Origin of the sequence: Micromonospora sp. NPDC048830, from assembly GCF_043198215.1 — a bacterium.
Taxonomy (GTDB): Bacteria; Actinomycetota; Actinomycetes; order Mycobacteriales; family Micromonosporaceae; genus Micromonospora.
Genome location: NZ_JBICUP010000026.1, coordinates 75,384 through 96,338, shown reverse-complemented (window position 1 = coordinate 96,338; position 20,955 = coordinate 75,384). Strand labels below are relative to the sequence as shown.

General features: G+C 74.2%; 16 protein-coding genes. 6 read left to right on the top strand and 10 right to left on the bottom strand.

What is annotated here, in order from left to right; translation table 11 throughout:
- Positions 1-359: 359 nt before the first annotated feature.
- Positions 360-3,419, top strand: coding sequence for a DUF3427 domain-containing protein (locus ACGFIZ_RS21910; protein WP_393421911.1), 3,060 nt, complete (start codon positions 360-362; stop codon positions 3,417-3,419).
- Between the two features lie 142 nt (positions 3,420-3,561).
- On the opposite strand, the gene ACGFIZ_RS21905 is transcribed toward ACGFIZ_RS21910, so the two are convergent.
- Positions 3,562-3,861 carry a helix-turn-helix domain-containing protein gene (locus ACGFIZ_RS21905; protein WP_393421909.1) on the bottom strand — a complete coding sequence of 100 codons (300 nt, stop codon included), beginning with the start codon at positions 3,859-3,861 and terminating at the stop codon, positions 3,562-3,564.
- A 197-nt stretch (positions 3,862-4,058) separates the two neighbouring features.
- Here ACGFIZ_RS21905 and ACGFIZ_RS21900 point away from each other — a divergent pair, with 197 nt between their 5' ends.
- Together ACGFIZ_RS21900 and ACGFIZ_RS21895 are read left to right on the top strand one after the other, a co-directional pair.
- Entirely contained in the window at positions 4,059-4,430 is a 372-nt protein-coding gene (locus ACGFIZ_RS21900; RefSeq protein ID WP_393421907.1) for a nitroreductase/quinone reductase family protein, read from the top strand.
- Between the two features lie 121 nt (positions 4,431-4,551).
- The gene (locus ACGFIZ_RS21895; protein WP_393421905.1) at positions 4,552-5,001 is read left to right on the top strand and encodes a VOC family protein; all 450 of its coding nucleotides are present in this window, start codon (positions 4,552-4,554) and stop codon (positions 4,999-5,001) included.
- A 97-nt stretch (positions 5,002-5,098) separates the two neighbouring features.
- Here ACGFIZ_RS21895 and yidD read toward each other — a convergent pair whose 3' ends face one another.
- Both yidD and ACGFIZ_RS21885 read right to left on the bottom strand, forming a co-directional pair.
- A complete protein-coding gene (gene yidD / locus ACGFIZ_RS21890; protein ID WP_393421903.1) occupies positions 5,099-5,626 on the bottom strand; it encodes a membrane protein insertion efficiency factor YidD in 528 nt (175 codons plus the stop codon).
- A 178-nt stretch (positions 5,627-5,804) separates the two neighbouring features.
- The gene (locus ACGFIZ_RS21885; protein WP_393421901.1) at positions 5,805-6,935 is read right to left on the bottom strand and encodes a hypothetical protein; all 1,131 of its coding nucleotides are present in this window, start codon (positions 6,933-6,935) and stop codon (positions 5,805-5,807) included.
- A gap of 229 nt (positions 6,936-7,164) precedes the next feature.
- On the opposite strand from ACGFIZ_RS21885, the gene ACGFIZ_RS21880 reads away from it, so the two are divergent.
- Together ACGFIZ_RS21880 and ACGFIZ_RS21875 are read left to right on the top strand one after the other, a co-directional pair.
- Complete coding sequence (locus ACGFIZ_RS21880) at positions 7,165-8,706, top strand: gluconokinase (RefSeq protein WP_393421899.1); 1,542 nt, start codon at positions 7,165-7,167, stop codon at positions 8,704-8,706.
- 25 nt (positions 8,707-8,731) lie between these two features.
- On the top strand, positions 8,732-10,252 hold the full coding sequence (locus ACGFIZ_RS21875; RefSeq protein ID WP_393421926.1) for an SLC13 family permease: 1,521 nt from the start codon (positions 8,732-8,734) through the stop codon (positions 10,250-10,252).
- Positions 10,253-10,282: 30 nt separating this feature from the next.
- On the opposite strand, the gene ACGFIZ_RS21870 is transcribed toward ACGFIZ_RS21875, so the two are convergent.
- The 3 genes from ACGFIZ_RS21870 to ACGFIZ_RS21860 form a co-directional block, all read right to left on the bottom strand.
- Positions 10,283-11,041 (bottom strand): MerR family transcriptional regulator, encoded by a 759-nt coding sequence (locus ACGFIZ_RS21870; RefSeq protein WP_393421897.1) that lies wholly within the window; start codon positions 11,039-11,041, stop codon positions 10,283-10,285.
- A gap of 109 nt (positions 11,042-11,150) precedes the next feature.
- Positions 11,151-13,430 (bottom strand): putative bifunctional diguanylate cyclase/phosphodiesterase, encoded by a 2,280-nt coding sequence (locus ACGFIZ_RS21865; RefSeq protein WP_393421895.1) that lies wholly within the window; start codon positions 13,428-13,430, stop codon positions 11,151-11,153.
- 175 nt (positions 13,431-13,605) lie between these two features.
- A complete protein-coding gene (locus ACGFIZ_RS21860; protein ID WP_393421893.1) occupies positions 13,606-14,136 on the bottom strand; it encodes an ArsR/SmtB family transcription factor in 531 nt (176 codons plus the stop codon).
- Positions 14,137-14,222: 86 nt separating this feature from the next.
- Here ACGFIZ_RS21860 and ACGFIZ_RS21855 point away from each other — a divergent pair, with 86 nt between their 5' ends.
- Positions 14,223-15,176 (top strand): S41 family peptidase, encoded by a 954-nt coding sequence (locus tag ACGFIZ_RS21855; RefSeq protein ID WP_393421891.1) that lies wholly within the window; start codon positions 14,223-14,225, stop codon positions 15,174-15,176.
- A gap of 209 nt (positions 15,177-15,385) precedes the next feature.
- Here the strand turns inward: ACGFIZ_RS21855 and ACGFIZ_RS21850 are convergent, their stop codons facing one another.
- From ACGFIZ_RS21850 to ACGFIZ_RS21835, 4 genes are all read right to left on the bottom strand, one after another.
- Positions 15,386-16,912 (bottom strand): hypothetical protein, encoded by a 1,527-nt coding sequence (locus ACGFIZ_RS21850; protein WP_393421889.1) that lies wholly within the window; start codon positions 16,910-16,912, stop codon positions 15,386-15,388.
- Positions 16,909-18,024, bottom strand: a complete 1,116-nt coding sequence (locus tag ACGFIZ_RS21845) for a hypothetical protein (protein ID WP_393421887.1) — start codon at positions 18,022-18,024, stop codon at positions 16,909-16,911. Before ACGFIZ_RS21845 ends, ACGFIZ_RS21850 begins: the two co-directional genes overlap by 4 nt.
- A 136-nt stretch (positions 18,025-18,160) precedes the next feature.
- Positions 18,161-19,507 (bottom strand): class I SAM-dependent methyltransferase, encoded by a 1,347-nt coding sequence (locus ACGFIZ_RS21840; protein WP_393421885.1) that lies wholly within the window; start codon positions 19,505-19,507, stop codon positions 18,161-18,163.
- Positions 19,504-20,901: an FAD-binding oxidoreductase gene (locus ACGFIZ_RS21835; protein WP_393421883.1), complete on the bottom strand. Its 1,398-nt coding sequence runs from the start codon at positions 20,899-20,901 to the stop codon at positions 19,504-19,506. Before ACGFIZ_RS21835 ends, ACGFIZ_RS21840 begins: the two co-directional genes overlap by 4 nt.
- Positions 20,902-20,955 lie beyond the last annotated feature (54 nt).

The window sequence follows — 20,955 nt, the reverse complement described above, 5'->3', positions numbered from 1 at the left end:
GCACACCAGCACCCGACCCGCCGGTCACGCCACCACGCCGACCATCCACAAAGACCCAGCCCAACCCCATGATCAAATTAGGCTACGTGGCATTGGGTCCTGACCAGAGCAGCGGAAATCATCTCCGACTCGGACAAGAATTAGCAGAGCCGGGTAAGCAAGGGGCAGTCTCGGCTCACGAGAACGGCCCTTGGTGCCGTACGGCACCAAGGGCCGTAACTCCAGATTGTGGCCTCAGCAGGCTCCGGAAGGGCGGTTGCTGACTTCAAAACCGACCGTATTGACGCCCGACGTGCCGTTGGCCCGTTGTCGGTGCCTCGGGGCAGCGCGGCAAGTGGACGACTGGTTAGCCTCCTCGGGTGACAGATCTTGAGCGGGGCATCTACGAGCACCTGATCACCCACCAGCTCGCTGGCCAGCTCGATCGCCACGACACCGCCCTGGTCCAGCACCGCCCCCTGGACCCCGCCGACGCCCACGAGTACCTGACCCGTCACCTCGCCGGCCTCATCAGCCGCGCCCTGCAAGCCGTCCCCGGCGGCGACGACAAGCTCCACAGCCAGGTTGAACTCGCCAACCGCATCGCCGAGGCGATCACAGAACACAGCCCAAGCGCGGCCAGCCACGACGACCAGATCGCCGACGCCCGCAACCTCCTGCACGCGATCGCCGCCCCGCCCACCCCACCGGCGCAGCCGACCTTCCCGGCGCGCCCCACCACCCCGCTCTCCACGGGCGCGCTCCTCGTCAACGGTCGCCACCAGCCGCGCATCGGCCACGAGGTCACCCACGAGATGGCGTCGGCGGACTCCGTCGACCTGCTGTGCGCGTTCATCAAGTGGTACGGCCTGCGGATCGTCGAGCCGGCCGTACGTGAGCTGATCGGACGCGGCGGCCGGCTGCGGGTCATCACGACGACGTACCTGGGGGCGACCGATCAGCGGGCCCTCGACCGGCTGGCCGAGCTGGGCGCCGAGATCAAGGTTTCCTACGAGACGCGTACGACGCGATTGCACGCCAAGGCCTGGCTGTTCCGCCGCAGGAATGGCATGACCACGGCGTACGTCGGATCGTCCAACCTGTCGAAGGCCGCGCTGGTCGACGGGGTGGAGTGGAACGTCAGGATCTCGAACGTCGAGCAGCCGCACGTCATCGACACGTTCACGGCCACGTTCGAGGACTACTGGAACGATCCGGCGTTCGAGGCGTACCACCCGGGACGGGACGCCGAGCGGCTGCGCCAGGCCCTGCGCGGGGAGAAGCGCGAGAGCACCGAGATCGCGAACCTGGACGTGCGGCCGTACCCGTACCAGGCGGAGATCCTGGCCGACCTGGACGCGGAGCGGCAGGTGCACGGCCGGTACCGGAACCTGGTGGTGATGGCGACCGGCACCGGCAAGACGATCGTCGCGGCGCTGGACTACCGACGCCTCCACAGGAACAACAGCGTCGACTCGCTGCTGTTCGTCGCCCACCAGGAGCAGATCCTGCGGCAGAGCCTGTCGACGTTCCGGCAGGTGATGGGCGACGGTAGCTTCGGCGAGCTGCTGGTCGGCGGCCGGGAGCCGACCCACTGGCGGCACGTCTTCGCCTCCATCCAGTCGCTGCACCGGCGGGAGGTCGACCCCGAGGCGTACGACATGGTCATCGTCGACGAGTTCCACCACGCGGAGGCGCCGACGTACGCGCGGCTGTTGGAGCGGCTGCGTCCGCGCGTACTGCTGGGGCTGACGGCGACCCCCGACCGGGCCGACGGCGGCGACGTGCGCCGGTGGTTCGGCGGACGCACGGCCGTGGAGCTGCACCTGTGGGAGGCCCTGGATCGGCAGTTGCTGGCGCCGTTCCAGTACTTCGGGGTGCACGACGACGTGGACCTGTCGCACCTGCGGTGGAGGCGTGGTCAGGGGTACGACCTGGGCGAGCTGAGCGGCGTCTACACCGGCAACGACGCGCGGGCGCGGCTGGTGTTCAGGGCGGTCCGGGACGCGGTCGACGTGCGGCGGATGCGGGCGCTGGGGTTCTGCGTGAGCATCGCGCACGCCGAGTTCATGGCGGACTGGTTCGGCCGGCACGGCGTGCCGTCGGCGGCGGTGACGTCGCAGGTGGACAGGCCGTCGCAGCACGACCTGCTGCGGGAGTTCAAGGCCGGGAAGCTGCGGGTGCTGTTCACGGTCGACCTGTTCAACGAGGGCGTCGATCTGCCGATGGTCGACACGATCCTGATGCTGCGGCCCACCGAGAGCGCCACGATCTTCCTCCAGCAGCTCGGCCGTGGCCTGCGGCTGGACGACGACAAGCCGTGCCTGACGGTGCTGGACTTCATCGGCGGGCAGCACGCGAACTTCCGCTTCGACCTGCGGTGGCGGGCGCTGACGGGGGTCAGCCGGCGGGCGATCGTGGAGGCGGTCGAGCAGGGCTTCCCGTCGCTGCCGAGCGGCTGCCACATCCAGCTGGACCGGGTGGCGAAGGACGTGGTGCTCGCCAACCTGAGATCAGCCCTGAGGACGCCGAAGAAGAGCGGCCTGGTGGCGGAGCTGCGGCAGCTCGGGGACGTCGGCCTGGCCGAGTTCCTGCGGGAGACCGGGCTGGAGGTCGAGGACGTGTACCGGTCGGCGTCGCTCGGCGGGTGGGCCGGGCTGCGGCGGCTCGCCGGCGTCGAGGCGTCGCCGCCCGGGCCGGACGACCGGGAGCTGGGCCGGGCGATCGGGCGGATGCTGCACATCGACGACGTCGACCGGCTGGACCTGCTGGCCCGGGTCGCGGCGGGCGAGCGGCCGGGGCCGGGGCGGCTGTGGGACATGCTGCACTTCGACCTGTGGGGGCCGAACGCGCCGCTGTCGTCGCGGGACGAGCGGCTGGCGCGGCTGTTGGCGGAACCGGCCCGCTGCGCCGAGCTGCGGCAGGTGGCCGAGGTGCTGCGGGAGCGCATCCACCGGGTGACGGCGAGGGCCGGTGCGCTGCGGGTGCACGCCCGGTACAGCAAGAACGAGGCGTGCGCGGCGTTCGGGATGCCGAACCCGGGGTCGCTGCGGGAGGGCGTGAAGTGGCTTGAGTCCGAGCGGGCGGACCTGTTCTTCGTGACGCTGGTCAAGTCGGAGCACCACTACTCCCCCACCACCATGTACGCCGACCGGGCGGTCACCGAGACGCTGTTCCAGTGGGAGTCGCAGAGCACCACGTCGGCGGCGTCGCCGACCGGGCAGCGGTACGTCCACCACGCCGGGCGCGGGTCGACCGTGCACCTGTTCGTCCGGGAGACGAAGGTCACCGACGGGGACCTGGGCGTGCCGCCGTACCTGTACGCGGGGCCGATGACGTACCGGTCGCACACCGGGGACCGGCCGATGCGGATCCTCTGGGAGTTGGCGCATCCGCTGCCGGCCGACGTGTACGCCGCCGCCCGGGCCATCGCCGCATGAGTACGAGCCCTGCGATTGACGCTGGGAGGTGACAGTGCACCAAGCCGACGGAACCGAGCCACATGACTGGACGGTTCGGGGCCTGCCCCTGCCCACGGCGCTGGTCACCCTGCTGCCTGCGACAAAGGTGCCGACCTGCTGCTCAGGCAGAGTCGGCGCGAGGCGAGAACCTGACATCCAACTGCTGGTCAAGCGCGCAAGCCAACCGTTGGAGGACAGGCAGGGTCGGCACAGTGCCGCCAGCCTCAAATCGTGCGATCGCGGACTGGGTCATGCCGGCGGCTCGTGCCAGCCGACTCTGGGTCCACCCGTTGCGCTCCCGGAGGTGCCGGACCTCCCGGCCCAGCTCGAAGGCGATGCGTGCTGCCTCGTACGCCTCGGGCACACCGGGCTCGGTCAACCGGCGTTCGCACAGCTGGGTCCAACTGGTTCGAGCACTCATGGCTACCCCCGCGATGACGGTGTGCGGCTCGCTGTTCGATGGCGAGCCTGCCTGCCAGGCCAATAGCACCGACGCTATGGCTGTCGCATCACGTCTCGCCTACTTCACGACCCGTGTGTTGCGGCCAGTTCTCCCCGATCTCGCGGCGGGTGGCCGTGAAGGCCCATAGCCTGGCAGGCAGGAGCACCCACGGAAGCATGCCGGAGGACACCGTGACCAATGCCGCCGTCAGGGACGCGCTCGCGGACGCCCGCGAGATCGAACTCACCCACACCGGCCGGAGGTCCGGGCGGCAGATCTCGCACCCGGTCTGGTTCGTGCAGCAGGACGACAGCGTGTTCCTGATGCCGATCACCGGCTCGGACAGCGACTGGTACAAGAACGTGCGCCGGACGCCGAGGGTGGAGATCGCCAGGGACGGCATGGCCGTGAGCACGAGCGCCACGCCGATCACCGACGCCGACCGGGTCAGGCGCGTCGAGGAGATGTTCCGCGCGAAGTACGGCGCGGACCAGGTGGACGCGCAGTACCCGAAGCGGGATGTCGCCGTGCAGGTGGCGTTGGCCTAGCTTGAGCCTCTCCATGTCGCCGACATGGGGGTGTCCGGGTGGCTCGGATACCGCCATGTCGCCGACATGGCGATCACGCCGACGCCGACGCCGGCGCCGGCGCCGGCGGTACGGTCCCGGGATGGAGCAGCGCATCAGTCTCGTGACCCTCGGCGTCGCCGACCTCGACCGTGCCCGCGCCTTCTACGAGCGGCTCGGCTGGCGCGGCCAGAAGGTCGAGGAGACCGTCTTCTACCAGGCGGGCGGCCTGGCCGTCGTGCTCTGGTCGCGGGAGAGGCTGGCCGAGGACGCCGGGATCACGGAGGACAGGAAGGGCGCCGGCAGCCGGGACGGCTTCGGCGGGCTGGCCCTGGCGCACAACGTCCGCTCCCGGGCCGAGGTGGACGAGGTGCTGGCCGAGGCGGCAGCGGCGGGGGCGAGGATCACCCGGCCCGGCCGGGAAACCTTTTACGGGGGCTACGCCGGTTGCTTCGCCGACCCGGACGGGCACGTCTGGGAAATCGCCTGGAACCCGGGCTTCCCGCTGGCGGACGACGGCACGATCACCGTTCCCGACTTCGGCCGGCCGTGACGCCCGGCCCGCCCCCAGGAAGAACGCAACCGCGGAGCAGCCCAAACGACAGAGCAGCGCAGCCGCGAAGCGGGCCGGGCCGGCAAGGAGCGGGCGGTCAGCGGACCGGGTCGTACGTTCCCCGGGGTACGTCCGGCTTGCAGCGGCGCAGCCGGTCGGCGGCCATCCGCCCGCCCACGGCCAGCCCGTACCGCTCGACGGCCGCCAGCCCGTACGCGCTGCACGTCGGCGTGTACCGGCACTGCCCCGGCCAGCGGTGCGACAGCCAGCGCCGGTAGCCGAGGATCGCGGCCCGGCCGGCCCGGTCGACCACGGGCACCCGGGTCGCGCCGGAACGCCCGGCATCCGGCCCGCTCGCGCCGGAACGCCCGGCATCCGGCCCGCTCGCGCCGGAACGCCCGGCCCCCGCCCCGGAGCACCCGGCGCCCGGCCCGGAACGCCCGGCGCCCGCCCCGGGGAGCCGCGCAGCCGCCCCGGCGGCCACCGAGCCGAGGGTCAGCATGAACGAGAAGAGCCCGAAGTCGCAGCAGTCCGGACCGTCGCAGTCGCAGGCGTCGCAACCGTCGCACGAGGAGCCGGATCCGCGCTTTTTCTTCCGGTGCTGCTTCCGCTTGAGGCTGAACATGCCGATCATGATGCGGCACGCGCGCCACCCCGCCGCACACCGGACTCAGGGACAGACCGTCCGGCGCGGGCCGCAATGGCCGGACCCAGGTCCAAGCCGTTGACTGCAGGCGGCCGCACGCCGAAACCGGACTCAGGTCCGAGCCGTTCACCGCAGCCGCCATACGCCCGAACCGGGCTCAGGTCCAGACCGTCCGGCGTAGTCCGCCCTGGTCGGCGCACGCGCCGCGCCGCCCGCCGGTCAGGCTGACGGACCCGTCGCGGCACTGCACCAGGTATCCCCGGCCGGCCCAGAACTCCCGCCCGCAGTCGAAGTAGTCGCACACCCGCCAGTCGGGCTTGCGGATGCGGGAGCCGCCGCAGTAGTCGTACCCGAGGGGGTTGGCCGGGGCGCCGCACCGCCGCTCCCGCACCATGCTGGGCGACGGGGCGACCCGAGGGGACACCTTCGCCGGAACCGGGACCGGAACGCGGAGCGCCGGGGGCGGGCTGGGCGACGCCGTGGGGGCGGTGGCGGCCACGGCGACCTCCGGGCCGGGTCGCGCCGGCGGGTCCGGGTCGAACAGCAGCGCGGGCACGAGCAGCGCCGCGGCGGCGGCCACCGCGACCGTACGGCGGCCGCCCGGCACCCGCGCGGCCGTCCGCGCCTGCGCGGGGGTGATGACGGACGGGCGCGTCGGCCGGGCCCGCTCGTGTTCGGCGATCAGCTCGTCGAGCTGGGCGACCACCGCCGGGCGTTGCTCGATGGCCTCGGCGAAGGCCAGGGTGAGGGTGAACCGGAACTCGGCGGCGGCGTCGGTGGGCAGCAGCAGCCCGGAGGTGCGCCGCCGGTCGAGGACCTGGATGAGCGTCACGGGGGCCGCCGGGTCGTGGGCGAGTCCGGTGATCTTCCCGTACGCCCAGTCGCGCCGGCCGCGCCCGCCGAGCAGGACGACCCGGCGGTCGGTGAGCACGGCGATGCCGGCGTCGACGGTCTTGACGCCCTCGGGGCGCCGGTGGTGCAGCGGCGGGCGGTCCGGGTCGACGTTGAGGTCGGGGGCGGGCAGCACGGCGGTGTGCCGCACCTCGACGAGTTGCGCGGCGGGCAGCGCCCAGAAGACGACCTCGCCGGGGGCGAGTTCGAGGGGCAGGCCGGCGCCGGCCGCCGGGGAGCCGCGGAAGCCGGCCGCCGTGTCGCGCAGCCGCCGCAGTTCCTCGTCGCGCCGCCGCCACGCCTGCTCGGCGTCGCGGTACGCGTGGTGGCGCCGTTCGTTCTGCCGGTGTGCCCACCGGTAGCGCCACGTCGTGCCCGTAGATCCAGCCTTCGCCACGCCGACTCCTCCGCCCGCGCGAACCACCAACCGGGGTGCCACCCCGTTCAACGAGCCGGAGGCGGCCCGAGCCCGTCGAAGCGGACGAAATACCCGATCAGGGGATGGACTCGCACGGGGAGGGAAACCGACCGAGTGGTCCGTGTGGGCGGTGCGTCTCGGGGTAACAGGGTCCTCAGCCGGGTCGCGACGGTGTGCCCGCGCCATCCGACGCGAAGGGGGTGGGCCCGTGACCGGCCCGGACGCGCACCCCCGCGTGGTGATCGGGGTCGACATCGGCACCACCAGCACGAAGAGCGTCGCGTACGACACCGAGGGCCGGCAGCTGGCCGCCCACTCGGCGGGGTACCCGCTGGACGAGCCGCACCCCGGGTACGCCGAGCAGGACCCGCGGCTGATCCTCGACGCGGTGCTGGAGACGGTCCGGGCGGTGGTGGCGGAGCTGCCGGGCCGGGTCGCCGGGCTGTCGTTCAGCACGGCGATGCACAGCCTGATCGGCCTGGACGCCGACGGGAAGCCGCTGACCGCGTCGGTGACCTGGGCGGACTCGCGGGCCAGCCGGCAGGCCGAGCGGATGCGGGCGGTCCCGTCGGGGCTGGCGCTGCACCGGCGCACCGGCACGCCGGTGCACCCGATGGCGCCGCTGCCGAAGCTGGTCTGGTTCGCCGAGCAGGAGCCGAGGCTGTTCGAGCGGGTCGCGCACTGGGTCGGCATCAAGGACTACGTGCTGTTGCGGCTGTGCGAGGCGTTGGTCACCGACCACTCGGTGGCCTCGGGCACCGGGTTGCTGAACATCCACCGGCTGGCCTGGGACGCCGAGGCGCTGGGCCGGGCGGGGATCACCGAGGAGCGGTTGCCGCAGCTGGTTCCCACCACCACGGTGCTGCCGGGGCTCACCCCGGCGGCGGCGGAGGCCACCGGCCTGCCGGCGGACACGCCGGTGGTGGTGGGCGCGGGCGACGGGCCGCTGGCCAACCTGGGGCTCGGCGCGGTGCACCCCGGCGAGGTGGCCTGCTCGATCGGCACCAGCGGGGCGATGCGGGTCATGGTCGAGCGGCCGGCGGTCGACCCGCTCGGCGGGGTGTTCTGCTACGCCCTGACCGAGGACCGGTGGGTGGTCGGCGGGGCGATCAACAACGGCGGGATCGTGCTCCAGTGGGCGGGCGAGGCGCTGGCCCCGGAGCTGGGCGAGCACGCCGAGGAGGAGCTGCTGGACCTGGCCGCCCGGGCGCCGGTCGGCTCGGGCGGGCTGATCATGTTGCCGTACCTGCTGAGCGAGCGCGCCCCGCACTGGAGCGCGCTGCCACGCGGGGCGTACGTGGGGCTGACCCACGGCCACGGCCGCGAGCACCTGGTCCGGGCGGCGTTGGAGGGGGTCTGCCAGCAGCTGGCCCTGGTGCTGTCGTCGGTGCGGGCGGCGGGCAACGAGGTGCGGGAGGTACGGGCGGGCGGTGGCTTCGCCCGCAGCCACCTGTGGCGGCAGATGCTCGCCGACGTGCTCGGCATGCCGGTGCGGTTCCCGGTCGGCCACGAGGGGTCCAGCTTCGGCGCGGCGCTGCTGGGCATGCAGGCCCTGGGCCTGATCCCGTCGGTGGACGTGGCCGCCGACCTGGTGCGGATCGACGAGACGGTACGCCCCGACCCGGCCGCCGCCGCCACGTACGCGGCCCTGCTCCCGCTGTTCTCCGAGCTGTACGACGCGCTCGTGCCGACGTTCACGTCGTTGCGGCGGTTGGCGCCGAGCCTGCCGCCGGAGCCGCCACCCGTGTGACTGCAAGGAAGGGGTCGTGACAGCCGTGGTCGCACTGCTCTCCGCACCGGCGCCGCCGCTGACCAACGCCGGCGATGCCCAACTGATCGTCGCGGCCCTGTTGGGCATCGCCGCGGTGGTGTTCCTGATCGCCTGGGGCAAGGTCCACCCGTTCCTGGCGCTGATCCTCGGCGCGGCCGTGCTCGGCGTCGTCGCGGGGGTCGCACCCGACAAGATCGTCACGTCGTTCAGCGGCGGGGTCGGCTCGACCGTCGGCGGGGTGGGCCTGCTGATCGCCCTCGGGGCGATGATCGGTGGCCTGCTGGCCGAGTCCGGGGGCGCGGACACCATCGTCACCCGGACCGTCCGGAGGGTCTCCGGGAACGCCCTGCCGTGGGCGATGGCCGGGGTGGCGGCGCTGATCGGCCTGCCGCTGTTCTTCGAGGTCGGCGTGGTGCTGCTGGTGCCGATCGTGCTGCTGGTGTCCCGGCGTACCGACCTGCCGCTGATGCGGCTCGGCATCCCCGCGCTGGCGGGTCTGTCGGTGCTGCACGGCCTGGTCCCGCCGCACCCCGGTCCGCTGGTGGCGATCTCCTCGCTCAACGCCGACCTGGGGCTGACGCTGGGCCTGGGCCTGCTGGTCGCCATCCCGACGGTGATCGTGTCCGGGCCGGTGTTCGGCAACATGATCTCCCGGTACGTCACCGCGACCGCCCCGGCGTCGCTGCTGCCGACCCGCGCGCCCGTGCCCGGCGGGGGCGGGCCGGCCGAGCGCGGAGCGGCGGCCCGCCCGCCGGTGGACGCCGACGGCGACCTGCTCACCGAGGACGACCTGCTCAACCCGGGTACGGGCCGGCCGGGCGCCCCGGTCGACGACACGGGCACCGAGGCGGCGCGGCGGCCACCGGCGTTCTGGCCGGCGGTGATCACCGTGCTGCTGCCGGTGGTGCTGATGCTGCTGCGGGCCGTCGGCGAGCTGACCCTGGCGGAGGGCGGCCCGGGCCGCCGCACCCTGGACATCGTCGGCACCCCGATCATCGCCCTGCTGGCGGGCGTGATCGTGGCCATGTTCACCCTCGGCTACCAGGCCGGGTTCAACCGTACCCAGGTCTCGTCGGTGCTCGGCGGGTCGCTGCCGCCGATCGCCGGCATCCTGCTGATCGTCGCCGCGGGCGGCGGGTTCAAGCAGGTGCTCGTCGACGCCGGGGTGGGCAACCTGGTCGCCCACGCGGCCCAGAACGCCAACCTGTCCCCGCTGCTGCTGGGCTGGCTGGTCGCGGTGGGCATCCGGGTGGCCACCGGCTCGGCGACCGTCGCCACCATCACCGCCGCCGGCATCGTCGCCCCGCTCGCGGCGACCCTGGACCGGCCGGGCGTGGCGCTGCTGGCCCTGGCGGTCGGCTGCGGCTCGCTGTTCTTCTCGCACGTCAACGACGCGGGCTTCTGGCTGGTGAAGGAGTACTTCGGGCTGACCGTCGGGCAGACCATCGCGAGCTGGTCGGTGATGGAGACGATCATCTCCGTGGTCGGGTTCGCCGGCGTCCTCGTGCTCGACCTGCTGTTGTAAGGGCCGGGGCGCGGCGCGCCCCGGCCCCTCTCACGCGCGGCTGATCGCGTTGGCGTGGATCGCCTCGTTGAGGTAGGCGGCCATGCCGGGGCGGATCGCCTCGTAGTACGCGGTGAACCGCCCGTCGGCCACGTACATGTCGGCCAGGCCGGTGTGGATCTCGTACGTGCACTCGTAGAACCAGCGGCTGACGAGCTGCCGGTGCTCCTCGGCCAGCGCCATCGCCGCCGGGCCGTCCGCCGGCGCTCCCGAGGCCATGACCTCGGCGAACCGGCGGCCCCAGTCCTCGTTCTCGGCCTTGTTGCGCAGCCAGTCCTCCTTGCCGTAGCCGGCGACGCGCCGGGCCGACTCCCGGTACGCCTCGCTGCCGCCCCACCGGCGCTGCGCCTCCTCGGCGTGCGCGTCGGGGTCGAAGTCGCCGAAGACCTCGAACCGTTCCTCCGGGGTCAGTCGGATGTCCATCCTGCTCGCCTCCATCGCGAACTCGATCGCCGCGACCATCTCCCGCAACCGCGTGATCCGCCCGGTGAGCAGCTCGTGCTGCCGGCGCAGGTGCGCCGCCGGGTCGGCGTCCGGGTCGTCGAGGATCGTGGCGATCTCCTCCAGCGGGAACCCCAGCTCCCGGTAGTAGCGGATGAGCTGCAGCCGCTCCAGGTCGGCGTCGTCGTAGCGCCGGTACCCGGCGGGGCTGCGCCCGCTGGGCGAGAGCAGGCCGATCTCGTCGTAGTGGTGCAGCGTCCGCACCGTCACGCCGGCGGCCTTCGCCACCCGTCCCACCGTCCAGGCCATGGTTCCCTCCCTTCGATGACCAGGCTGCCGCCTACCGTCGCGTCAGGGTCAAGCACGCTACGCGTGCCTAAGCGGGTCAAGCCCGCTTTCGCGGGCTGCCAGTCCGCGGTCAGGCCGGCGCCGCCGGGAGCAGGGTGGCGCGCAGGTCGGCGAGGCCGGTGGGGCGACCGTACCGCCAGCCCTGGCCCTGGACGCAGCCGATCGCGGTCACCGCCGTGTGCTGCCCGTCGGTCTCCACCCCCTCGGCGACGACGCTCAGGTCGAACGCGCCGGCGAGCCGGGTGACCATCTCCACCGTCGCGTACGCGCGGGCGTCCGCGCCGAGCCGGGCGACAAACGACCGGTCGATCTTCAGCTCGGTGGCGGGGATGCGGTGCAGGTAGCTCAGCGACGAGTAGCCGGTGCCGAAGTCGTCGATGGCGATGCGGATGCCCAGCTCGCGGAGCTGGCGGAGGCGGTCCAGCACGGTTTCGCTGCCGTCGATCAGCGCCGACTCGGTCAGCTCCAGGGTGAGCGCGCGGGGCGCCAGGCCGGCGGCGGCGGTGGCCTCGGTGACCGTGGCGATCAGGTCCGGCCGGCGCAGGTGCGCGGCGGCGATGTTCACCGCGACGGTGGCCTCGGGGGCCCGGTCCCGCCAGGTCGCGGCGGCACGGCACGCCTCGTGGATCACCCACCGGTCGATCGGCACGATCAGCCCGGTCTCCTCCGCCAGCGGCAGGAACCGCGCCGGGGAGAGCAGGCCGAGCCGGGGGTGCCGCCAGCGCACCAGCGCCTCCGCGCTGCGCACCGTGCCGGTGGCGAGGTCGACGATCGGCTGGAACTCCAGGTGCAGCTCCTGCTCGTCGATGGCGCGGCGCAGGTCGGCGATCAGCTCGGCCCGGGACACCGCCGCCTCGCGCAGCTCCGCCGTGCACGTCCGGTACGCGGACTTGCCGGCCGCCTTGGCCGCGTACATGGCGATGTCGGCGTCGCGCAGCAGGTCGGTGTGGGAGATGTGCTGGGGGCCGTACTCGGCGATGCCGATGCTGGCCGAGGTGTGCCCGCCGACCTCCTCTTCCTCGTCCTCGGACGGTTTCAGGGCGGCGAGGAGCCGTTCCGCCAGTGGCTCGGGGCGTACCTGATGACTGGCGTCGACGAGGACGGCGAACTCGTCGCCGCCGAGCCGGGCGACCGTGCCGTCGTCGCCGACGACCCGCCGCATCCGGCCGGCGATGCCGGTCAGCAGCGCGTCCCCGGTGCCGTGCCCGAACCGGTCGTTGACCTGCTTGAACCCGTCCAGGTCGAGCAGCAGCACGGCGACCGGGCCGCCGGCGCGCAGTGCCCGGCGCAGCCGCCGGGTGAACGCCGGCCGGTTCGGCAGGCCGGTGAGCTGGTCGGTGTAGGCGAGGGCGCGCAGCCGGGCGACCAGGCGCAGGTTCTCGTTGGCCGCCAGCCCCTGCCGCGCGGCCAGGACGCCGAGCAGCGCCATCACGGTGACGAGGACGACCTGCGGGGTCTGCCCGTCGGGCCGCCGGGCCAGGTGCACCGCCACGATCGCCCCGCCGATCGGCAGGTAGGGCAGGGCGACCCGCCACCGCGGCGGCAGGGGCGTCTCGGCGGTCTCGTCGACCTCGTCGGCGCCGGGCGGCGGCGGGTACCGGGTGGCGGCGCCGACGAGCAGGTAGCTCAGCGGCCAGCAGACGTCGACCGGGCTGCCGGGGGTGTATTCGCCGTGGGCGACCAGGGACACGTACGCGGCGTCGGCGACCGCCCGGGTGACGAGGCTGGCCCCGATCACGGTGAGCGGTCGCCACCTCGGCCGGACCGTCCCGGCCACCGCCACCAGGATGGTCAGCTGCGCGAGGTCGAGCATCGGGTAGAGCAGCCCGAGGGTGCGCGCCGGGTCGGCCAGGTCGGCGGTGGCGACGTCCCGGAACACCAGCACCCAGCCGATCGGGATGAGGGAGAGCCCGACGATCACCCCGTCCAGTACGGCCCGGGCCCGGCCGATGGCGCCGCGGGCGGCGACGGAGCAGAGCAGCGCCGCGGTGCCGGTGACGATGCCGGCGGTGAACAGGGCCCCGACCAGCGGGGTGTGCGGCAGGGAGTCGTCGCCGAGCCGCTGCGCCGTCCACACCATCCGGCCGAGCGCGGCGAGGCCCATGGTGGCGGCGAGCAGCGCCCAGAACCGGCGTAGCGGCGAGGAGTGGCGGCGGGCCGCGCCGACGCAGGCGACGGTGGCCCAGCCCGCCACGACGATCGCCCCGACGTCGCTGGCCACGGCCTCGCCGGGCAGCCCGGCGACCAGCCAGGCCGCCTCGATGAGCAGGACCGCGACGGCCACCGCGAACCCGGCCCCGGACCACAAGTCGGGGGTCACGCCGGCCTGGCGGACGTCCTGGGGCAGCACAGTGGTCGCTCCGGCTCTCTCTCCTGCGTGCACCCTCGACGGTGAGGACCGGTCATGGACGGCGGACGCCGAAAGCCTAGTGCGGTGCCGGGCGGGCCGCCAGGCTCTGCGGGCGCGATCGTGGGCACCTGTCCGCCATTGCCGCGCCGCGTCCAGCGCCGAGAAGGTGACACTCCTATGGAGTTGCCCGCACGGACGGGGCGGGCGGCGTGGCCGTCTGGCGGTAGAGACCGACCAGGACGCCGTACCGCGGCTCGTCCGGGCCGGCCTCCTCGGCGTCGGCGACAAGGTCGTCCAGGGTGGCCCGGAGCCGCTGCGCCTGCGCCGGGGTGAGCCGCAGGTGGCGCAGATGCAGCAGCGGATCGGGGTCGCCGGTCAACTCCTCGGCGACCGCGTGCAGCAGTGCGGTGGTGGTGTCGGAGTTGCCGGCCCCGCCGACCAGCCGGCGGTAGCTGCGTTCGTGGTACTGCTCCGTGCCCCCGCGCACCTGGCGGGTGTGCGCGATCCGGGCCATGCCCGCCTCGGTCAGCACCTTCAGGTGGTGGGCGACGGTGCCCTTCCCCGCGCCCAGCCTGGTGGCGAGCTGGCTGATGGTCGCGGGACCGCTGCCCAGCGCGAAGAGCAGCCGGTGGCGGAACGGGTGGGCCAGCGCCCTGAAGTGGGCCGGGGTGCGGGCCTCCAGCGCCTCGGCGATCTCGTCTGTCACCCGGAAAGCGTCCAGCCATCTTGACGCTTTGTCAATCGGCTGTTCTACTTCCCATACCACGGTGGACCGACGGACGGGGGCAGCCGATGCGACAGGACGAGATCACCGACGTCGTCGAACAGGCCGGCAGGCTGGTCGCCGAGCGGTACGTCTTTCCCGACGTCGCCGAGCGCGTCGCCGCCCGCCTCGGCGACCGGCTGCGCGCCGGCCGGTACGCCGACGCCACCGGCCCCGCGGCGCTGGCCGCGCTGGTCACCGAGGACCTCCAGTCGGTCAACGGCGACCAGCACCTGCGGCTCAACCACCACGACGCGGCCCTGCCGCAGCGCGCGGAGACGCTCGACGAGCAGTGGTGGGCCCGGCAGGCGGCCACCACCATGGGCGGCATCGCCCGGGTGCAGCGGCTGGCCGGCAACGTCGGGCTGCTGGAGATCCAGCCCTGCCTCTTCCCGCCGCAGGTCGCCGGCGACGCCATGGTGGCGGCGCTGCGGCTGCTCGGCGGCACCGACGCGCTCCTGCTCGACCTGCGCGGCAACCGGGGCGGCAGCCCGGACATGACCGCCCTGCTCTGCGGCTGGTTGTTCGCCGAGCCCGCGCACCTGCACACCATGCACGACCGGGCCGGCGGCACCCGCCAGTTCTGGAGCGCCGCGTACCTGCCGGTGCCGAGGTACGCGCCGGAGAAACCCGTCCACGTGCTGACCTCCACACGGACGGTCTCCGGCGGCGAGGAGCTGGCGTACGACCTCCAGCAGCTCGGCCGGGCCACGGTGGTCGGCGAGCGGACCCCGGGGGCGGCGCACCCGTGCGTGGGCCGGCGGCTGCACCCGCACCTGGAGCTCACCGTGCCGGTGGCCCGGCCCGTCAACCCGGTCTCCGGCGCGAACTGGGAGGGGCGCGGGGTGCTGCCGGACGTCGAGGCACCGGCCCGGGAGGCGGAGGCCGTGGCGTACCGGATGGCGCTGCGGGCCCTGCTGGCCGACGACCCCCGGCGGCCCACGGCGGACGAGGCCCGGGCCGCGCTCGCCGCGGCCTGCTGACCGGGCCGGCCGCCCGGCAGAACCCGACCGGCCCGGCCGGTCGGTTCCGGAACACCGGACGCCGGCGACCCGACGACAACGGGGGCGGGTCGCCGGCGTCCGGTCAGGCGCGGGCCAGCAGGTAGGCGCGGCGGGTTCCGGCCTCCCGCACGGCGGTTCCGGGCGCCCCGTCCACGCGGGCAGCTCCACAGGGGCCCGACGAGCAGGCGTCAGGCCCACGCCTCCACCGGGTCGCCGTCGGACGGCGGGGCGCCCGGCTCGGGGTCGGGGCCGGGCGCGTAGGTCGGCGGGCCGCCGTGGGTCCACGGGGTCTCCTCCGGCGCGGGAAACGCCCCCGCCGGCAGGTACGCGTCCGACAGGGTGGTCAGGCACAGCCGCTCCCCCACCTCCGGCACGGTGCCCGGCGGGGCGCTCAGCCCTCGGCCCATGCCGCCGGAGAGCTCCAGCACCACCTCCGTCTTGCCGTCGCCGCCGGGGGTCACGAAGACCACCTTCGCCTTCTGGGCGGGCCGGGCCGGCGAGTACAGCGTCGCCCCGACCGGCACCGCCACCGGCTCGGCGGTGACGACCTGGACGCGGGGGCGCAGCACGGGGCGCTTGCCGCTGTCGTCCACCCGCTTCGGGTCGGCGAGCGTCACCTCCCCGACGAACGCCTCCCCGGTCAGCCGGTGCTCGGCCATCACCAGGGGGTCGTCGTAGGCGCGCTGCACCGCGTACGAGGTCAGCGCCCGCTCCAGCCGGTGCAGCCGTACCGCCGCCGCCACGGCGCCGTCCCGGCGCGGCTGCGGGCCGCCGCCTGAGTCGACGTGCTCGGCGTGGGCGGTGAACGCGTCCCGGTCGCCGGCCCAGCGCCCCTCGACGCGGGCGCCGGGCGGCAGGGCGGCGAGCAGCCCGACGCCGCGCCACATCAGCTCCCAGGTGGGCGCGAGCTGGCCGCGCAGCACGCGCTCCAGCTCCGCGTACGCGGCCAGCCGCGCGGCGTCGTCCGGCGCCTCGTCGTACGCGGCGACAGCCGGGGCGAGCACCTGGTTGTCGAAGTCCGGATCGGTGGCCGGGCCGGCCGGCGGGCAGATCGAGGGGTCCTCGGCGCGGGCCGCCGCCTGCGCGCCGTCGAGCCCCGGCGGCGGGTCGAGCCAGCCGAGCACCGCCGGCAGGTGCAGGTCCTCCACCGCGCTCTGCCCGGTGGCCCAGTGCAGGGTCAGCGCCTCGGTCATCGCCAGCAGCGCCGACGAGCCGGGGTGCTCGGCGCGCTCGGCGAAGAACGTCAGCCAGCGCCCGAGCAGCGGCACCGACGGGTGCACCGGGTACTCGCCGTCGGGGCGACGGAACCGGGTGGAGCGGCCGAGCAGCCGCAGGAACGTCACCCCGGCCGGGTTCGGCACCAGCAGCTGCGGCGCGTCGACGTACCGGTACCGGACGTCCCGGCCCCGGTCGACGGGAACGGCCTCGGAGCCGCCCCGGAACGAGTCCAGGTACGGCAGCACGATCCCGGCCAGCTCGGCGGCGAACCCGAAGCGCTGGTCCCGGTTGCGCGGCTGCGGCACGATCAGCAGCCGGGCGTCGTCCGGGGCGGTGCCGGCCAGCACGGCCAGGGGGGCGTTCGCCTCGCCGGCCATGGCCAGCGGCACCAGCACCAGCGGCCGGGGCGACAGGTGCAGGTGCCGTACGGTGGCCACCGGCTGGGCGACCCCGGCGGCGAGGGCCTGGGCCTTCGCGAGCGCGCGCAGCGTACTCATGCGGGCTGCCCGGCCAGGGCGTCGGCGCGCAGCCGGGCCGCGGCCCGCAGCAGCGCGGCGGCCTCCGCCTGCTCCGGCTCGCCGGGGTCCTCCCCGGCGGCCAGCGCGAGCGCCTCGGCCACGGTCGCCACCCCGCCCAGCGCCTCGCGGACGGGCCGGCCCAGCGCGGCGGTCTGCGCGCGCGCCTCGTGCCGGCAGAAGTACGCCAGCTCGCACGCGGCCAGGCACTCCGGCGCGTAGCGGGCCTCGACGGACTCCAGGGCCCGACGCAGGTCGGCCGGGTCGGCGGACGGGTCGGCGGTGAAGCCGGCCGGGACGCGGGCCAGCAGGTCGTCGATCCGGGCCATCCGGTCGAGCTGCCGGCGCAGCACCAGCAGTTGCTTGCGGACGTCGACGAGGCTGGCCACCGGCTGGTTGGCGAAGTCGCGCGGGCAGACGAGCACCACGTCCGAGGAGACCAGCTGCGGGTCGTGCCCCTCGGCGGCGAGCAGCTCGCGCAGCGCGAGCACGTAGACGGCGGACTGGATCGCGGCGGCGGCCACCTTCGCCGGGTCGGCCTGCCCGTCGATCACGGAGAACGACTTGACCTCCACGACGTGGTACCGGCCGGCGAGCCGGGCGGCGACCAGGTCCGGCTCCAGGTGCACCCGCTGGCCGGCGACGTCGAGGCCGAGCAGGGGATGATCGAACAGGGCGGGCGGCTCGCCGGCGCCGGTCGGCGCGGCGGCGACCAGCGCGGCCCGCGAGCGGGCGGACCGATCCGGCGGGCCGGCCCCGGCGCGATCGTCGGCGCCGAGGTCGGCCCAGGTCGCCGGGCCGTCCGGGTCGACGCCCAGCCGCTCGGCCACCAGCCGCAGCAGCTCCGCCCCGCCGTCCGCCTTGACCTGCGCCTCGAACGCGTTGCCGCGGCCGATCGCGAACCGGGACTGCCCGAACCGGGCGGGGAAACCGATCCGGGCGGCCAGCTTCGGCTTGTCGACCCCGGCGCTGTCCAGCACGGCCCGCCGGGCGCAGCCGGGGTTGCCGGTGAGCGCGGCGATCGTCCGCGCGTTGTGCCGGCGCGCGGGCACGCCGCCCCGGATCTCGGCGAGTCGCTGCTCGGTGCTCGTCACGACACGCCACGATAGGCGGTCGGCGCCGGTTCGGCGCGCAGGCGCGGACCGTGCGTTGTACGTACAAAACTCCTTTTGCAATAGGCTCGACGAAAGGGGCGGCCAACGCCGGCCGCCCCTTTCGTTCAGGCTCGGGTCAGGGCGTCCAGTCCGGGCGCAGCGGGTAGCCGCTCACCCCGCCCGGGGCGTTGCGGGTGGCCAGCACCTGGTGCAGCTGGATCTCGTTGCGCTCGAACGCCAGCCGCGACCCGGCCATGTAGAGGCCCCACACCCGGGCGGTGCCCTCGCCGACCTCGGAGACGCAGAAGTCCCAGTTCTCCACCAGGTTGCGGCACCAGCCCGCGAGGGTCAGCGCGTAGTGCTGGCGCAGGTTCTCCTCGTGGTGCACCTCCAGCCGGGCGTCGTGGATCTCGCCGATCAGCCGGCCCGGGCCGGCCAGCTCGCCGTCCGGGAAGACGTACCGGTCGATGAACGCGCCGGAGCGGTGCGGGGCGCGGTTGTCCGCCCGGGTGATGCAGTGGTTGAGCAGCCGGCCCTCCGGGCGCAGCCGGTCGCGCAGGGCGCCGAAGTACGCGGGGTAGTTGCGCACCCCGATGTGCTCGGTCAGCCCGATCGAGGAGACCGCGTCGAAGTGCTCGCGGGGGGCGTCCCGGTAGTCCATGTGCCGCACCTCGGCCAGCTCGCCCAGCCCCTCGCGCTCGATCGCCGCCTGCGCCCACTGCGCCTGCTCCCTCGACAGGGTCACCCCGAGCGCCTGCACGCCGTACTCGCGGGCCGCGTGCCGGACCATGCCGCCCCAGCCGCAGCCCACGTCGAGCAGCCGCATCCCCGGCTTGAGCGCCAGCTTGCCGGCGACCAGGTCGTACTTGGCCGCCTGCGCCTGCTCCAGCGTGTCGTCCGGGCTGCGGAACACCGCGCAGGTGTACGTCATGGACGGGCCGAGCACCTTCTCGTAGAAGGCGTTCGACACGTCGTAGTGGTGCGAGATCGCGCTGCTGTCCCGCGTGCGGGAGTGCCGCAGCCCGTTCATCACCCGCCGCCAGCGCGGCGCGGCCTCCTGCGGTGGGGGCGGCGGCGGCTTCAGCCGGTCCCAGCCCAGCCCGCGCACCAGGGCCAGCCCCTCGGACAGCGACGGCAGGCGCAGCCTCAGCTGGTCCTGGAGCACCCGGAACGCCTCGTACGGGTCGCCGGGGTGCACCCCGTCCAGCGCCAGGTCGCCGCTGACGTACGCCCGGGCCATGCCCAGGTCGCCGGGGGCGGTCAGCAGGTACGACAGGCCCCGCTCGGTGCGGATGGACAGGGTGAACCCGGAGTCGGCCGGGCCGACGGCGCTGCCGTCGTACCCGGTGACCCGGACCGGCAGGGCCCCGGCCGTAACGGCCCGGACGACGTCGGCCACGGTCGGGCCCGGGCGCCAGCCTCCCGCCGGCGGTGGTGTGGACGGCTCGCTGGCCGCCCCCTGCTCTCGATCGGTCAGGCTCATCTTCGCGCTACCGCCTTCTCGTACAGTCCGGTGAGCCGGTCGTCCGGGTCGTAACGGTCCTTCACGGCACGCCAGGTCCCGCCGCCGTAGAGGCGGTCGAACTCCTCGCGGTCGTAGTACGCGTCCGAGTAGAGCGACTTGTGGCCGCCCGCCTCGGACACCGCACGCTCGATCGTCCGGTTGACGTCGCCGTCGGCGGCGCCCTCGGCGATCGGCACGGTCCCCCAGAAGCCGATGTTGACGTACGTCTGCCCGGGCCGCATCGGATAAAGCGGCCAGGCCCGGGCCGACCCGGGGCCGGCCGGCTCGCGCAGCCGCAGCGGACACAGCCAGACCGGCGACATCCGCACCTCCCGGGCGAACCAGCGCAGGAAGTCGGCGGTGCCCTCCAGCGGGATCTCCACGTCCTGCACGACGCGCTCCCGGTCGGGCTGGCCGCGCAGCCGGTCGATGCGGGCGGACACCCGGTAGCGGTTCTCCAGTCGCACGATCCGGTGGTAGACGTCGCTGCGCCGCAACCGGGTCGGCCAGAGCCGCCGGACGACGGGATGCTGCACCCCGAACGCCGCCGAGCACCAGAACCAGTCGGTGTCCCAGCGCCACAGGTAGTCGTACGTGGTCAGCCAGTCCCGGGGGCGGCGGCGCAGCGAGCGGTAGTAGATGTCCTGGCCGGTGTAGTCGCTGGGGCGGGGCGCGTCGTCGGTGAAGCGCGCCAGCACCAGGTACGCCTCGCCGGGGCTGAACATGACCCCGTCCATCGCGTCGACCGGCTCGCCGTCCCAGGTGCCCTTGGCGACGACCTCGCCGATCGCGTCGGTCAGCTCCTCCAGTCGGGTGAAGCGGACGTTGCGCGTCGCCACGTACCGGCGTACCGGCTGCAACTCGATGCGCAGCCGGGTGGCGTACCCGAGGCTGCCCAGCGAGTTCGGGAACGCGGCGAACAGGTCGGCGTGCTCGCCGTCGGGCCGACAGGCGACGATCTCGCCGGCCCCGGTGAGCACGTCCAGCTCCAGCACGGACTCGTGCGGCAGGCCGTGCCGGAACGAGGTGGACTCGATGCCCAGCCCGGTCACCGCGCCGCCGAGGGTGATGGTGCGCAGCTGCGGCACCACCAGCGGCATCAGCCCGTGCGCGAGCGTCGCGTCGACCAGGTTCTCGTACGTGCACATGCCCTGCACGTCGGCGGTGCGGGCGACCGGGTCCACCCCGATCACCCCGCCGAGGCCGCTGACGTCCAGCCCGGGGGCGCTCGGCGCCGACCTCGGGCGGAACAGGTTGGAGGTCCGTTTGGCCAGCCGGACCGTCTCGCCGGGGGGCACCGCCGCGTACGACCGCCGCAGCAGGTCCACCGCCCCGTCATGGTCAACTCGATGATCCACACGCTCCGCGCGCATGAGATCACCCTACGCCTGACATCTTCGTTCCGCCCGTACGTCCATGGTGGCCTT

What these genes read in the sequence shown, in the direction of transcription:
- ACGFIZ_RS21895 (WP_393421905.1), top strand. Translation starts at nt 4,552, where the DNA reads ATGGAGCAGCGCATCAGTCTCGTGACCCTCGGCGTCGCCGACCTCGAC.
- ACGFIZ_RS21900 (WP_393421907.1), top strand. Translation starts at nt 4,059, where the DNA reads ATGCCGGAGGACACCGTGACCAATGCCGCCGTCAGGGACGCGCTCGCG.
- ACGFIZ_RS21850 (WP_393421889.1), bottom strand. Translation starts at nt 16,912, where the DNA reads ATGAGTACGCTGCGCGCGCTCGCGAAGGCCCAGGCCCTCGCCGCCGGG.
- ACGFIZ_RS21840 (WP_393421885.1), bottom strand. Translation starts at nt 19,507, where the DNA reads ATGAGCCTGACCGATCGAGAGCAGGGGGCGGCCAGCGAGCCGTCCACA.
- ACGFIZ_RS21835 (WP_393421883.1), bottom strand. Translation starts at nt 20,901, where the DNA reads ATGCGCGCGGAGCGTGTGGATCATCGAGTTGACCATGACGGGGCGGTG.
- ACGFIZ_RS21870 (WP_393421897.1), bottom strand. Translation starts at nt 11,041, where the DNA reads ATGGCCTGGACGGTGGGACGGGTGGCGAAGGCCGCCGGCGTGACGGTG.
- yidD (WP_393421903.1), bottom strand. Translation starts at nt 5,626, where the DNA reads ATGTTCAGCCTCAAGCGGAAGCAGCACCGGAAGAAAAAGCGCGGATCC.
- ACGFIZ_RS21905 (WP_393421909.1), bottom strand. Translation starts at nt 3,861, where the DNA reads ATGAGTGCTCGAACCAGTTGGACCCAGCTGTGCGAACGCCGGTTGACC.
- ACGFIZ_RS21855 (WP_393421891.1), top strand. Translation starts at nt 14,223, where the DNA reads ATGCGACAGGACGAGATCACCGACGTCGTCGAACAGGCCGGCAGGCTG.